We start from the raw sequence: 14,559 nt of genomic DNA, 5'->3' as shown, positions 1-14,559 counted from the left end.
TCAGGCCTCCTTCTCGTTACCCGGATCAGGGGCGGCTGCTTTGGCCTTCCCCTGTCCATTACCACCACGTGCAATATCCAATGCACGTGCGACCAAAACACGGCCGTGTTCTTCAAACTTATCAGACAATTGGCTCAATGCTACCATATTCATTGCAAAGGCCGCTGCTTCCGAAGCCCCCGCGGGTGCCGGATATTGGTTAAGATCCCCCGGCCCCAATGTGCCCGGGGCATAGAGCACTGAAAGCGCACAGTGCACGGTGTCATCATCGACATAGGCGTGATCCAGCGTCAGACGCGCCGCATCCCTGTTTTCCTCACTCGGATCACGTACCCAGGCCTCTGAACAGCTCAGCGATGCCGGGTCCTTGTCCGAGCGCGGCCCGATATAATCTCGCGCGGCCATACAGGCCCACCAGACCCGCTCACGCGGGGGCAACAACACGCCCAGCAAACGTAGCAGATCAACCAAGGCCTCTTTTTCGTAAAGCTCCTGAAGTACCACTCCGGCTTTGGCCGTTGGCGGCGATTGCAGCGGCGTTTTCAGCAGGACATTGGCATGCGACAGCAGTTTTGCGACAGGGTCGGCGGGGAGCTTGACCAGGTTTTCAAAATTCTCTGACATATTTCCCACCTAGTTGATCATCGTCAGGCCGCCTTTGAGGGTCAGCATGGCGTCCCCCTTGACGGTTGTCATTGGAGCTTTGGCTTCCACCATGGCGCTGCCTTCAACTTTGATCATGGGCCCTTTGATCGTCACCCCCGAATTGTCGATCTTTACCGACGTGGGCCCCACCTGAAGCAGGATTTCCTGACCAGCAGTCATCTTGATTTTGCCTGCCGTGGCATCCACCGAGATATTGCCCAGGCTGACTGTTTCGTCATGATTGCCCTTGGCAATGGTTTCGGTCAAGTTTCCGGTATTCACATCCAGGGTCATATTTCCCTTCTCGATGGTCTCTGCCTTGTCACCCGTCTCGACCACTTCGGTGCGGTTGCCGCTTTTGACCACCTCATCCATGTGCTGCTTAACGGTCATGGCATAGCTTTTTTCATCCGTTCCCGGTGCGTCCGGTTCCGGCGCATCCAGACCGATGGTCACGGCAGAGCGGTCCTTGATCAGCATCTGGTGATCTTTTTCGGCCTGCACTCGCATCAGTTCTTCGCCCTTCTTGTCGTCGAACATCAGCTCATTGTAGCCGCCGCCCCCTTTAGAGGAGTTGGTCTTGATCCCCAACTGTGTCTGGTCGTCCGGATAGTTATAGGGCGGCATGGTATCGGCGTTATACAGCATGCCTGTGCAGATTGGGCGGTCCGGATTGCCATCTTCAAATTGCACAACGACCTCCTGGCCAATGCGCGGCACCGCAACCATGCCCCAGTTTTTCCCGGACCAGGGCGTCACGACGCGCACAAAGCAAGAAGATTTTTCATCGGCCTTGCCTTCTCGGTCCCAATGGAACTCGATCTTGATCCGCCCATGTTTGTCGGTGAGGATCTCTTCGCCACTTGGGCCCACAACAGTGGCCGTTTGCAGACCCGGCACCTGTGGCCATTTGGTTGTAAGAGGCGCGCGGTATTGTTCGTGCTTTTCTATGGCGCCAAAGGTGGTGGCATAGGCATCACCTTTGATTTCTTCTGGAAAATCCATGTTGCGCGGCTTGATATCATGGCGCATTTCGCCCGCCTCTGCCGCCTGCGTGGTACGTTTTTCGCGCTCATTGTAATCCCCAGCCACCTGCAGGTAATGCACTGCATCCACCACCAGATATTCGCCATTGGCTGGCTTATCCGGGTGGTTTTTCAACTGAAAGGTATAGCCGGTTCCCAGGGTCCGCAGACTGGCGGCGCCGCGCCAGCGCTTGTGGCGAATGGCCTCTGCCTCCATCTGCACCCGCGCGCGTTTGTTGCCCAGGCCAGTGTCCTTGCGATAATGGCCCTGATAGTCGTAGTGCTCAAAGTCCTTGTGACTGTGGCTGCCTTTGGGAATGGCGTTTTTGACTTTCAGATCCGCCGCAGGAGACAAGAAGTCAAAATCATTCAGGGTCACCTTGCCAGTAGTGATCACCTCTTCCTGTGCCCATTCCGAGATATGATCTTCGCGCCGCCGATCCCGATCATCTCGGGCGTGGAACTCGACCTGTGACTTGCCATTCACCGGCGAGTGACCACTCATGCCATCGCAGAGCACCAGCTTCTCGGCGGCGTTTTTATCCGTGGAGCTGTCGAAATAGAAGTAAATCCCCTCCTCCTCCATGAGGCGGCAAATGAAGTCATAATCAGTTTCGCGATACTGCAGGCAATAGTCGCGCGGCTCATAGCTTTCGCTCAACCGGTCACGAAAATCGCTAAAACCGTTTTCGCTAAAGATCTGCTTGATGATCTCCACCGCAGAAAGCTCTTGGAACACACGGCTGTCCGTGGTGCGCGTCAACAGCCAGAACCAGGGGCGCACCTCTGCCACATAGAGCCCATAGCCATCCCGAAACCCCATATTTTCAACTGAAATGCACAACCCGGAAAATTTCTGATCCGTCTGGTCCTCGGTCTGGACATGCAGGTTCATCGTCTGACCAACGATATCTTCCAGTTTGATTGCTTTGTTCTTTGACTGAAACTCAACAGTGGTTTCGGTCAATTTGCTCAGGCCTTCGCGCACGATGGCGCGTTTCAGCAAAAGATCCCGGACAGAATAGCTGCCGGACATCCACACCATGTCACTGTCATGTGCTTTGCTCTCAACCATGGCTCCTCCTTTTCCCGGTCAGGACCGGGCTAAAAACTGGGTGAAAATACACCGCTGCCAAATCAAATCTCGTCATTACAAATCTGCCAATAGGGCCGCCAATTCGGCGTCCATCTCTTCCTCATCGTCCTCATCACTTGGCGTGTCCTCAGAAAACCCCGCCAATAGGGCATCCAGATCATCCAAGTCTCCGTCATCCGCCACCGCATCACCACCGCCCGAAGCGGGGTCTTCCAGTCCCAAATCATCAAGCCCCAGATCGCTCAGGTCCAGATCATCCGGTTCCGAGTCGGAGGTCTCTGCTGGCGCGTCCTCGGTTGGTGCAGAGGGCGCGATTCCAGTTTTCGCGCGCGGGTCTGCAGGCGAAGGCGCTGGCGCTGGAACCCCGCTCCAGGGTCCCAGAACCTCGCTCCCGGCCACTGATAAAAACGAAGTCAGGCGCAATTCGTCGCGGCCCTTGACCGCGCTCACCGCCATGAGGCCACGTTCATTGGCCAGAGCGATTTTATCCAAATCAATGTTGCGTTCGGTGCAGGGCAGTGCCACCTGATCCCCAAAACGGTCTTTGACCGTGTGATAGGGCATGCCCCCCAGCGACATAATTGAACCCAGTTGCATCGACGCGCCATTTTCCTTGAAAGAGCGCCCCAACAGGATTGTCACCAAGACCGCCGGATTGCCCCAGAGCATCCCCTTCAAGCCCTCACCTTCGGTGAATTCCTCAAACTCGAAGGCATCCACAGGATTGCTCTTGGCGCCATAGGGACGCCGCAGCAAGAATCGGGGACTGGCCAGCCCCAGATGCCCGGCCTCGGGCATCTGTTGCAGAGTATCCCAGGCCTTCCCCACTACCGCGGGGCGGTCCTTCTTGGCCGTTTTCAAAAATTCCGGCGACAGGCTGCTGAAGAAAGGCGCATCCACATGGGCAGCCACCCGCGCGATCCGGCCCAGCAATTCCGCATGGGGTGGGGTTTCCTCAAATCCATAGAGACCGATCAGAGCCGAATAGCCGCCGCGCCCCAGGTCGGGATCCATCGGTTCCTCGGTCAACAATCGGGTCAAACCAGAGCCCGTCAGATCATCCTGTGCCGCCAGATCCGCGGCCAGTTCTTCGGCAGAGACATCATAAAGCACCACTTCAAGACTATCGTCGACCTCGACTGAGCGGGCGATCAGATCCAGCGCACGCCACTGTGCCTCCAGCGCCTGAAACTCAGGGTGATGCAGGACCAGACGCATCGCATCCGACAGAGCAGCATCAACCGCCGCCTGCATCGCGGGCACCTCTGGACTGGGCAGAGCGCGGATATAGGGGCCGACGACACGGGCCAGCATCTCTTCAATTGGAGAGGCTTCGCGCAGGCTGTTGTCGCGATCTCCGATCAGCTGTTGAAAGGCACTCAATCGCCGGTCAGCCGGGATGGCATTGCTGGCTGAGCTGCGTTTGGGAGCCCGAACCGGGGTCCCATGTCTTTCGGCCCATGCCGCCAGCGTGCGGCTGGCATGGTCGACGGTCACCCCCGATTGCAGCTGATCACGCAGGCCCACCAGTTCCGAGAACAGAGCAACATTTTCAAACAGCTCATCCGGGTGCAGATCGTCAAAATCCTTGAGCTTGACCGAAATCCCCCCGTCCTCTCGGCCAATCGGCAGGATCAATTCACTGGCGAATCCTTCGATCACCTCTTCGAGGGTATCCGGGTCCAGCAGGATTGCGGGCCGCCGTGCCAAGGCCTCGCCAATCTCGATCTGACCACGGGCCGCACGACCAGAAAAATCGCCAAACAGAGCGATGCGAAACCGCTTGCGGATCAGCTCTGGGCGCGCTGCGCTGATCGTACCATAGGCAAACACAGGTTCCGCAAGACCCGCCTGCGTCTCAGTCTGGCTTTGCTGGGGTATCTCGGCAGTATCCACCAATGGCGCATCAGTTTCCAGATCCCCCAGCAAATCATCCAGATCAGACAGATCATCCTGAAGATCTAAACCGCCTGCACCCTCTGCCAGTTCAGACGCCATGTCGTCACCGTCCAGATTTGCCAAGAGATCATCTAGCGCATCGTTCTCGTCCGGCTCTACACCACCTGGGCTGTCATCGGGGCCTGCCGATAAGTCACCCAGGAGATCATCCAGGTCGAGCGCATCTTCGGAAGCGCCCGACCCCGTTTCGGAAGCGCCAAGCAAAGCGTCCAGATCTTCCTCTGAGCTATCCGACCCGCCCAAAAGCTCCGTCAAGCTCACCGCGCCACCCTCGGCCCGGTCACCATGATCCGCGTCACTTTCAAGATCGGCCAGAATACTGTCCACATCCGCAGCATCTGCAGAGCTATCCCCACCGTGATCCAGATCGGACAACAGTCCTTCAAGGCTGAGCTCATCTGAAGTATCGGTTGCGTCTTCAACAGGAACATCTGCAGCCAAACCTGACAGGACATCATCCAGAGCATTGCCGCCATCCGTTTGGATTTGCTCTGCGGTTGGCTCCAATCCTGCCAGCACATCGTCCAGCGCAACCGCATCATCCGAAGCGTCCTGTGGCGACGTCGACATCTCGCCCAGAAGGCCCTGAAGATCCGCATCTTCCGGAGTTTGCTCTGCCGCCTCATCCAGATCCAGCCCGCCCAAAATATCGGCAAGCGCGTCTTGCTCCCCGTCGGCTGTGGGGCTTTGGGGCACGCTGGCCAGTACATCAGCCAGAGCCTCTTCAACCTCTGCGGATGGCTCCGGCTCCGCCACCTCCAGGCTTCCCAGGATCTCCGCCAAATCGGAATCTTCGCCACTTTCATCCTCGGGTGCCGCCGCAGAAAGATCACCCAAAAGCGCGGCAAGGTCCTCCTCTTCGGGAGCGGGCGCAACCTCCTGCGCGGCCAGATCCGTTAGGACCTCGTCTGATCCATCCTCTTCTGCCGCCTGTTTCGGGGGGGCCGCCTGTTCCAGAGACCCAAGCACCTCTGTGAGATCGTCTTCTTTTTCCACAGGATCAGGGTCGGCGGTCTCCAAACCAGACAGAATATCCGCGACCTGATCAGATTCTGCGATTTCAGGAGCCGCAGTTTCTGCCAAATCCTGAAGGATCGCTTCATTGGATGGGCGCTCTTGATCCTGCAACGCGTCACCAAAGCGCGCGAGATCCTCCAAGGCATTCGCAGTCTCGTCAGGTCCCTCTTCGGCAACTGGTTCCAGATCACGCAATGCGGCCAAAGCAGCCTCCCCGTCATGCCCCGGAGCGGCTTCTTGAGACGCTGCCGAGGCAAGGGCAGCCAATGCTGCGTCGGTTGCGGCCTGCGGATCTACAGTTTCCCCCGGCGCATTTGCGGAAAGCGAGGCAAGCGCATCGCTCACGTCGTCATCCAGCACCTTGGGAGCCGGAGCGCTGGCCGACAGGGCCGCAAGCACATCAGAGCTTGGGTCTTCCTCCGCAGCTTCAGGCAGGGCCTGCCCACGCAGACTGTCCAGAGCACTGGCCTGATCTGTGTCAGAGGCAGCCGCCCCCTGCGCCAGCGTCGACAACAGTGCTGGGGTATGCAGGATCTTTTCGATCAGCTCTTCGGCCCCGGTTTTGCCATCCATATAGGCCATCAGATTCTGCAACTGGGTACGGGCTTCCAGCAAAGGCCGCAGGCTATCAACCCTGGAGGCAATAGCGCCGGGACTAAAATCCTTCAGGCTTTCAAAGGTGAGATCAATGGCGATATTGCCCTCGCCCGTCAGGGTATTTGGAACCGTAAAGGCCGCCCTTGGCGCCATGGCCTTCATGCGGCTGTCAAAACTATCGACGTCAATCTCTAGGAACTTGCGATCCGCGATGGGCGGTTGCGGTGCTTTGCTCTTGCCTGCAAGGTCGCTCATCACCCCCATGACAAAGGGCAGCTGCACCTTCTTTTCGGCGCCATAGAGTTCCACATCATATTCGATCTGCACCCGCGGCGCGCGGTTGCGACCGATGAATTTCTGCGCACTATCAACCATTGTCACCTCCCTTGAGCGCTGCCAGCTCCTGACGCAGCGCCTTTAGCTCGGCGTGCAATTCCAGAACATGGGCATCCACTACATCGGTTTCCTTGCGCACCAGATCCCGCAGCTGCTCAAATTCCGCTTCGGCCTCGGCCTCCACAGCCTGCTGCATGGTGTTGACCAGCAAACCAATAAAGAGGTTCAGGACCGAAAAGGCGGTGATCACGATGAAGGGCACAAAGAAAGACCAGGCCATGGGGTAGACCTCCATGACCGGGCGCACGATACCCATGGACCAGCTTTCCAGCGTCATGATCTGGAACAGCGAATACAAAGAGCGCCCCAGGGTGCCGAACCATTCGTCAAAGGTCGCGCCATACATCAAGGTGGCCATCACCCCAAAGACATAGAAGACGATTGAGATCATCACGATCACCGCGCCCATGCCCGGCAGCGCATCCAGCAAAGCCTGCACCACCTTGCGCATCTGCGGGATGACGGACAGCAGTCGCAGCGCCCGAATAACCCTGAGCCCGCGCAAAGCCGAGAGACCTTGCCGGTCCGGCAACAGCCCGACACTAACCACCAAGAGATCAAAGATGTTCCAGGCCGATGCAAAGAATTTGACCCGATAGGCAAAGAGTTTCAGCGCCAGCTCAGCAACAAAAATCGTGAGCACCAGCTTGTCGACCACGGCGAGCAGGCCGCCAACATGGGCATTCACCAGATCCGAAGTCCCCAGGCCCAGCGTCACGGCATTGAAGATAATGATCCCGAGAATGGAATTGGTCACCACGGGGCGCTCGACAAAGATGCGGGCGCGGTCTTGTAGGGTCCTTGGATGTTGCGCGCTCTCGTCCACAGTTCTTTCTCCGTCAGCTCAATGCGTTATGCCGGGCACCACGGGGGCGCCCGGGTTTCTTGGGAGCCCCGTCACGCAGCGTCAAAGACCGTCCCGTCCAGGGCCTTGCTGGTGATCTTGTCATAGGCATAGCCACCAACGGCACCGCCAACACCAAGCGCCAGATCCTTGGTGCCAGTGGCGATGGAGTTGCCGTCGATTGGCGACAGGCCAAGTGCTGCAAATTTCAGGGCCTCGCGAAAAACTTTCAGCGCCTTGGGATCTTTGATGGTCAGCGCCTTCACCCGCTTCATCAGATCCTTGATCTTATCCGCCCAGCTGCGGGTCTCTCCATACATGATCTGAATCCGGTCAATGGCGTTTTGCACCGTTTCATAATTCTTGGCCAACGCCGTATCCAAAGCCTTGCTAATCATCACCAGCTGCGCCCTCTTGTCCTTGATCGGGTGCTTCTTCAGCTTCTTGCCGACTTCGGTCAGAAACTCTTTCTTGAGCTTGTCCTGTTCCTTCAGGATCTTTGCCAGGGTTTTGGAGAGATCATGCATCTTGACGATCATCTGGGCGTATTTTGCCTTCAGCGTATCCGCGGCTTCCTCAACGGTTTTGACCGAAGGCTGCGACACCCCAAGAAATTCCTGAAACACCGCAGCTGAAACTTCATTGGTGGCATTCAGCGCCGGGTTGGAGGCGGCTTTTTCAACCACGGCGAGGTTTTTCACCAAGATCACCTTGGACTGCTCGATGTTGATTGCCAGCTTGCCCACATCCTTGGCCAGGGTCACACCGGATTTGATAAAGCCAATAATGGCAAAGGCCGCACCAGCGCCGCCAGAAAAGGGAGAAGTCGCCATAGCTGCGATACTGACCGCGAGACCGGCCAAAGTCCCGGCAATCGAGACCGCCACCTTGATCTTGAATTTGGACCATTCCTTTTTCTTTTTCTGCAGGTCGCTCCAGGCCTTTTGCGCCGCCAGTTCCGCGCCCTTCTCGGCCACCTTAACGTCATTCTTGATAGCGTCGTTCAGCCCTTTGAGCTGTTTTTGCATGTCCTTGTCAGAGGCACCTTTGTTCACCATCTGAACAAAGGCCTGATCAAACACCTTGCACTTTCTTTCGATGGTCGTCTTGGTCTGTTCCAGCACTTCGCTGGCGGCAGCGTGGAACTCCTGCTGCAACAGCGGGTCTTTTTCGGTGCCCTTCTCCATCTTTTTGTCGAGTTCAATCACCACCTTGAAAGACAGTTTTGGCGGCTCGACCAACTCCAAACCGGACACCTTGATATCCAGATTCTTCAGATCCATCACAACATGTTTAACCATGCCCTTTCCTCCCCTTCCTCGTTACATCACCCCGTCATTCAGACTGCACCTCAATCAAAACTATAAGAGAATTCCCCCTCAGTGACGTCGATGGCCACCGAAGCAACGTCCTGACCGGACATCAGGCGGCGCAGGAATTCATTGGAGATATCCGGCAGCATGGAATTGGTCACAATTGCGTCGATCATCCGACCACCGCTTTCCAATTCCTGACATTGCTCGACAATCTTGTCGACAACGGCTTCGGTGTAGGAAAATGGCACGTCGTGGGCTTCTTCCACCCGTTTTTTGATCCGACCCAATTGCAGTTTGGTGATCTTACCGATCATGTCTGGGCTCAGCGGATAGTAGGGAATGGTCACCATGCGCCCCAAAAGCGCAGGTGGGAAAACCTTGAGCAGCGGATCGCGCAGCGCCTTGGCCAAGCCGTCGGACTCTGGCAAGAGATCCGGATCCGAGCACATGTCCATCACCATGTCAGAGCCAGCATTGGTGGTGAGCAGGATCAAGGTGTTCTTGAAATCGATCTCCCGGCCTTCACCGTCTTCCATGACGCCTTTGTCAAAGACCTGAAAAAAGATCTCGTGCACATCTGGGTGTGCCTTTTCCACCTCATCCAGCAAAACCACCGAATAGGGTTTGCGCCGCACCGCCTCGGTCAGCACACCGCCCTCGCCATATCCGACATATCCAGGCGGTGCGCCCTTCAACGAGCTGACCGTATGGGCCTCTTGGTATTCGGACATATTGATTGTGATCACATTCTGCTCGCCGCCGTAAAGCACCTCGGCCAGAGCCAGGGCGGTTTCGGTCTTACCCACACCTGAGGTGCCCGCCAGCATAAAGACACCAATGGGTTTGTTGGGGTTATCGAGCCCGGCACGGCTGGTCTGGATGCGTTTGGCGATCATCTTCATCGCGTGATCCTGACCGATCACCCGCTTGGCCAGATGGTCCTCGAGATGCAAAATGGTGTCGATCTCATCCTTGACCATGCGCCCAACGGGAATACCGGTCCAATCGCCCACCACGCTGGCAATGGCCTGGTGATCCACGATGGGAAGAATGAGGGCGGAATCCCCCTGCAGAACCTCCAGCTCGGTGTTCTTTTCCTTTAGTTGCTGCATCAGTGCAGCGCGATCCTCCTCGCTGAGCGGGCTGTTCGATGCGCCCTCGGCACCCTCCTCCCCAGCATCCGGCGCGGCGTCCACGGGCGCGGCCCCCTCCCGGAGTTTGGCGCGCAGGTCGAGGATCTCCTGGACCACCGCTTTCTCCTTGTCCCAACGCTCTGTCAGGCCTGTAAGCCGGTCTTCTTCAGCGCTCTTTGCCAAGGTAACTGCCTCGCGCCGGTCCGCCACATCATAGCCCGCGCTTTCATCCCGGCCGATGATTTCCAGCTCGGTGGTCAGCGCTTCGATCCGTCGCTGGCTATCGTCAACCTCGGCTGGGACCGCGTGCTGGCTGACGGCGACGCGGGCGCAAGCCGTATCCAGCAGGCTCACGGATTTATCCGGCAGTTGCCTTGCCGGGATATAGCGCGCCGACAGGTTGACGGCCGCCTCGATCCCCTCGTCCAGAACCTGCACCCGGTGATGCTTTTCCAGCATCGAGGCAATGCCCCGCATCATCAGCACCGCCTTGGGCACCGAAGGTTCATCAATTTTCACCACCTGGAAACGGCGGGTCAGAGCCGGGTCCTTTTCGATGTATTTCTTGTATTCGGCCCAGGTGGTGGCTCCGATTGTGCGCAGTGTGCCGCGCGCCAAGGCCGGTTTCAAAAGATTGGCCGCATCACCAGTGCCCGCCGCACCGCCAGCCCCCACCAAGGTATGGGTCTCATCGACAAACATTACGATGGGGTCTGCACTGGCCTGAACTTCGTCAATCACCTGGCGCAGGCGGTTTTCAAACTCACCCTTCATCGAAGCGCCAGCCTGCAACAACCCAATATCGAGCGATAGCAGCCGCACGTTCTGCAAGGCAGGCGGCACGTCGCCACGGGCAATCCGCAGGGCAAAGCCCTCGACCACAGCAGTCTTGCCGACGCCTGCTTCGCCTGTGAGGATCGGGTTATTCTGACGCCGCCGCATCAGAATATCAACGATCTGGCGGATCTCTTCATCCCGCCCGACGATGGGGTCGATCTCGCCACTGCGGGCCTGTTCGGTCAGATCCGTACAGAACTGCTCCAGCGCCTCACCTTTGCCCATGGCCCCTGGCGCCATGGCTCCCGAAGCCTCTCCGGGTTCGGCACCGCCACCGGTGACATTGCTGCCGTCCTGCGCCGACATGCCCGCCTCGGGGGAGCCATCCGTGGCTTCGGCAAAGTTATCCGCCAAATCATCGGCGCCAATGCTAGCAAGTTCCGGCGAAATCGAGGCGAGGATATTGCGCAGGGCAGGCGTTTTCAGCATCCCCAACAGCAGATAGCCACTGCGCACCTGGCTTGCTGAGTAAAGCAGCGAGCCCCAGACCCAGCCGCGTTCCATCGCATCCATCAGATGATCGCTAAGGTCCGAAATCGCCGAAGCGCCACGCGGCAGCAGGTCCAAAGCACGGGTCATTTCGGTGGCGATCTTGCCAGTATCGAGACCGTAATGCGCAATGATCCGGTGCATATCGCTGTCTTGCTGCGCCAAAAGCTGATGCATCCAATGGACCAGTTCCACATAGGGGTTGCCCCGCATCTTGCAGAACACGGTTGCCCCTTCTACCGCTTGATAGCCCAGTTTGTTGAGCTTTCCGAATAGCGCCACACGGCTGATCTCGGTCATGGTACTTCACTCCCTAAAGGCACTCTTAAATCCCCGAGCTGAGGCCGGGGTATAAAAACAAATCATCGACATCCGCCGGGTCCTTGTCCGGATCCGGCCGACTGCGGATCCAGCTGGTGTGCCCCAGCCGGGTTGCACCACCAAGGCTAGACCTGGGCACGGCGTCTCCGGCCAGCACCAGGTTCACATCCCAATCCAGAAAGTCGCCGACATAGCTGCGCACAATCGAGCGCAGACGGTCCAGCGTTGCGCCTCCCGGCAGCAGCCGTTCATAGTCTTCCAGGGTCAGCGGGCCGATACGCAGGCGAAACTTGGAAGAGCGGCTCCAGACCTTTTCGCCCAGACTGGTGCTCTGGCCCAAGCCTCCCTGCCCGCGCCCCATTTGCCAGCGATCATCCGGTTCCAGCTGCAACCAGCTGCCGACAAATTCTTCAAGATGAACCGGCACCTGAACAAAATCGGACAGCATCGCCACCAGGCCCGCTGGGGTTTTGGTCCCCTGTCCCAGAATGCCGGTGAAATGCAGCTTGGCGAGATCAGGCATTTCGTCGCGATCTTTCAACCCTTTGCCATGATAACCCGCTAGAGCCGCGACACGATCAGCCAAAGGGTCATCGTCACGGTCAAAACTCACCGCCGGTGCACCCTCGGTCCAGGCACGGTAGAGCAGCGACATCATCCGGTGCGTTAACATATCGGCAAAACCCACCAGCGTCGGGTCGCGGTGGTTGCGTTTGCGATCGCGGGCAAATTCGGTCAGATGCAGCGGCAGCGGTCCCTGCGGCCCAAAGAGGCCAAAGAACCGATTGGTCAGCCGCGCGGGCCCTTCTTTGGTCGCGGGGGTGAAATCAGCAATCGAAGAGGGCGGAAAGGCGAGTTCTGCCTCTTGGCCCAGGCGCAGTGGATCCTGCCGCGGGCGACGACTCTCCCCGAGCCGGGGCGCATCAGAATAATGCGCCTCCAATACCCTGAGGGCCTGAAAAACATGGTGTTCCTCAGGGGCTTCGACCAAACGGTCAAAGAGGCTCAGATCATTCGGCCCAGGCCCTTTTGCGGTCGCCATCTGGCGATTTCCCCTCGTTTTTCGGTTGTCAGAACCGTTTCGGTAAATGAATTGATGCTGGCGTAACCGTGGAAGAACCGCTCCAACACGGCTCCCAGTGCATAGATATTGCTGCCTTCAAAAAAGCTCTCATCAAAGCCAATGGAGATCTCCATCCCGCGCACTGCCGTCGACAGGATCTCATCGCTCATGCGCCGCACGATCGGGCGGCTTGCGACCGAAACAATCCCTTCCAGCTGTTTTTCCGTCACCCGGTTGCCAAGAGGCGCATAAAGCCCGACCAGTTCGCGCAGAGCCTCGGCCGCATTGCCCCGCCCACTGTCGGCAATCGACACGTAATTGAGGCTAAGATGCGAAATCAGCCGCCAGGCCGTATCCCCCTGCGCGAGAGAGGGATGCGGGCGGGTGGGAGAAACCGGCAGGTTGATCTGTTTCACCGGCCCGCCTTCGGGCAGGTGAAATACATTCTCGTTGCCCGTCGCCAGCAAGAGCGGCAAGTCCCGGTTGGTACACAGAGCCTGAACTGCCAGTTGTTCCAGATCCGGCCCATAGGGGGCCTGGGTCCGGTCCACCAGGGTCAGATAGACTTCTGACCCGAGGTAAGAAGAGCGTACGCCACGCAGGCGCTCCTTTTCCGATCGTTCCCGCATGCGCCGTTTCAGAGTGTAATAGGCCGGGTGGGTTTCACCGGATGCCGTGAAATCATCTGCCGAATAAAAGGGGCGAAACTCCACATCATCGGCTCCCTCACCACTGATACCAGTGACTTTTTTCAGAGCGTAGATTTCAAAATCCAGACCAGCGGTTCGATTGGGAACAACCTGATGTTCAGTATCACGCACCGTCAGGCGCACCCGGTCACAGCGTTTTTCAAACAGGTTCACCGCAGGAATGGTATTGAGCTGAAATACCTCTGGCATCACCACGGGGGCGATGTCGCGCATCCCTTCCCGCAGTGGAATATACAGGTCCACTTCGGGTCCTTCGGCTTTGTCCAGCGCCGGGCGCAAGCCCTGCAGCTCGATAAACCGAAACCGCTCGGGCATGGCAAAGAATTCCTGCAACAAACGATAGCCATCAAAGACCCGCGCGGGCACCGGCAATAGTGCCTCTTCGCGCGAGAAGCCTTTTTGGACGATGCGCCCCTGGGGCAACGGCAGGTGCCAATCGGCCCGCCGGTCGGTTGAACGTGCGACGATCCCCTGAACCTGGGTGCACAGCAATTCAAGCAGCGGCCAGCTGTTGCCTGCAGCACTGCCCAGATAGATCTGCAGGTGATCCATATCGAGATCCCGCAGCGGCTCCCCGTCCGAGCGTTTCAGACGGAGCCGGATACCCGCCCGGGCCTCGTAGCCAGCAGCCACCCCTGCGGCCACCAATTCGCCGCGCCCATCAATATACTGCGCTTCGGAAATCTCGAGCGGCCAAAGCGTCAGGTCGGCGGCGGTGCGAAACTCGCAGGGCGTTTGCCCGCCCTCATCAAGGCGCGAGCGTAGAACCGAACCGCGCGGCATCACATAGCCGCTTTTGACCGCCGAGTTGCTGGGGTCCGGTTCAAAATGCGCAATCATCATCGACGGCGTCGGAGCCAGATAATGCGGATAGATGATTTCCAACAGGTTAGAGGTGAAATTCGGATACTGGAGCTCCAGCTCCAGCTGGACACGCGCGGACAAAAAGGCCACGCCTTCAAGCAAGCGTTCCACATAGGGGTCAAGGACCTCGACGCCTTCCATGCCCAAGCGCGAGGCAATCTTAGGGTAGGCCGCCGCAAACTCTGCGCCCATGTCGCGCAGGTAATTCAGCTCGTTCTCATAGTGGCCCAGCAGGCGGGTATCCATG

At 58.1% G+C, this 14,559-nt stretch carries 8 protein-coding genes and 1 pseudogene; all 9 read right to left on the bottom strand.

What is annotated here, in order from left to right:
• The 9 genes and pseudogenes from AN476_RS13660 to tssF all read right to left on the bottom strand — a co-directional run bounded on the left by AN476_RS13660 (position 1) and on the right by tssF (position 14,558).
• Entirely contained in the window at positions 1-624 is a 624-nt protein-coding gene (locus AN476_RS13660; protein ID WP_054462156.1) for a hypothetical protein, read from the bottom strand.
• Between the two features lie 9 nt (positions 625-633).
• Entirely contained in the window at positions 634-2,745 is a 2,112-nt protein-coding gene (locus tag AN476_RS13655) for a type VI secretion system Vgr family protein (protein WP_054462155.1), read from the bottom strand.
• 75 nt (positions 2,746-2,820) lie between these two features.
• Positions 2,821-5,694: a type VI secretion system contractile sheath domain-containing protein gene (locus AN476_RS23570; protein WP_371257352.1), complete on the bottom strand. Its 2,874-nt coding sequence runs from the start codon at positions 5,692-5,694 to the stop codon at positions 2,821-2,823.
• A 546-nt stretch (positions 5,695-6,240) separates the two neighbouring features.
• Positions 6,241-6,714: pseudogene (gene tssB, locus AN476_RS23390) on the bottom strand (type VI secretion system contractile sheath small subunit); the annotation flags it as partial.
• Positions 6,707-7,561, bottom strand: a complete 855-nt coding sequence (locus AN476_RS13645) for an ion transporter (RefSeq protein WP_054462154.1) — start codon at positions 7,559-7,561, stop codon at positions 6,707-6,709. The gene AN476_RS13645 and the pseudogene tssB, both read right to left, overlap by 8 nt.
• 71 nt (positions 7,562-7,632) lie before the next feature.
• Positions 7,633-8,880: a hypothetical protein gene (locus tag AN476_RS13640; protein ID WP_253279899.1), complete on the bottom strand. Its 1,248-nt coding sequence runs from the start codon at positions 8,878-8,880 to the stop codon at positions 7,633-7,635.
• A gap of 50 nt (positions 8,881-8,930) precedes the next feature.
• Positions 8,931-11,654 (bottom strand): type VI secretion system ATPase TssH, encoded by a 2,724-nt coding sequence (tssH, locus tag AN476_RS13635; RefSeq protein WP_054462153.1) that lies wholly within the window; start codon positions 11,652-11,654, stop codon positions 8,931-8,933.
• A 25-nt stretch (positions 11,655-11,679) separates the two neighbouring features.
• Entirely contained in the window at positions 11,680-12,717 is a 1,038-nt protein-coding gene (gene tssG / locus AN476_RS13630; protein ID WP_054462152.1) for a type VI secretion system baseplate subunit TssG, read from the bottom strand.
• Positions 12,681-14,558, bottom strand: coding sequence for a type VI secretion system baseplate subunit TssF (gene tssF / locus AN476_RS13625; protein ID WP_054462151.1), 1,878 nt, complete (start codon positions 14,556-14,558; stop codon positions 12,681-12,683). The genes tssG and tssF overlap by 37 nt, the downstream gene beginning before the upstream one ends.
• Position 14,559 lies beyond the last annotated feature (1 nt).

The organism is Phaeobacter sp. 11ANDIMAR09 (genome assembly GCF_001294455.1).
Taxonomy (GTDB): Bacteria; Pseudomonadota; Alphaproteobacteria; order Rhodobacterales; family Rhodobacteraceae; genus Pseudophaeobacter.
Note: the sequence above shows the minus strand (reverse complement) of the source record. Positions and strands in the feature narration are given on the sequence as shown.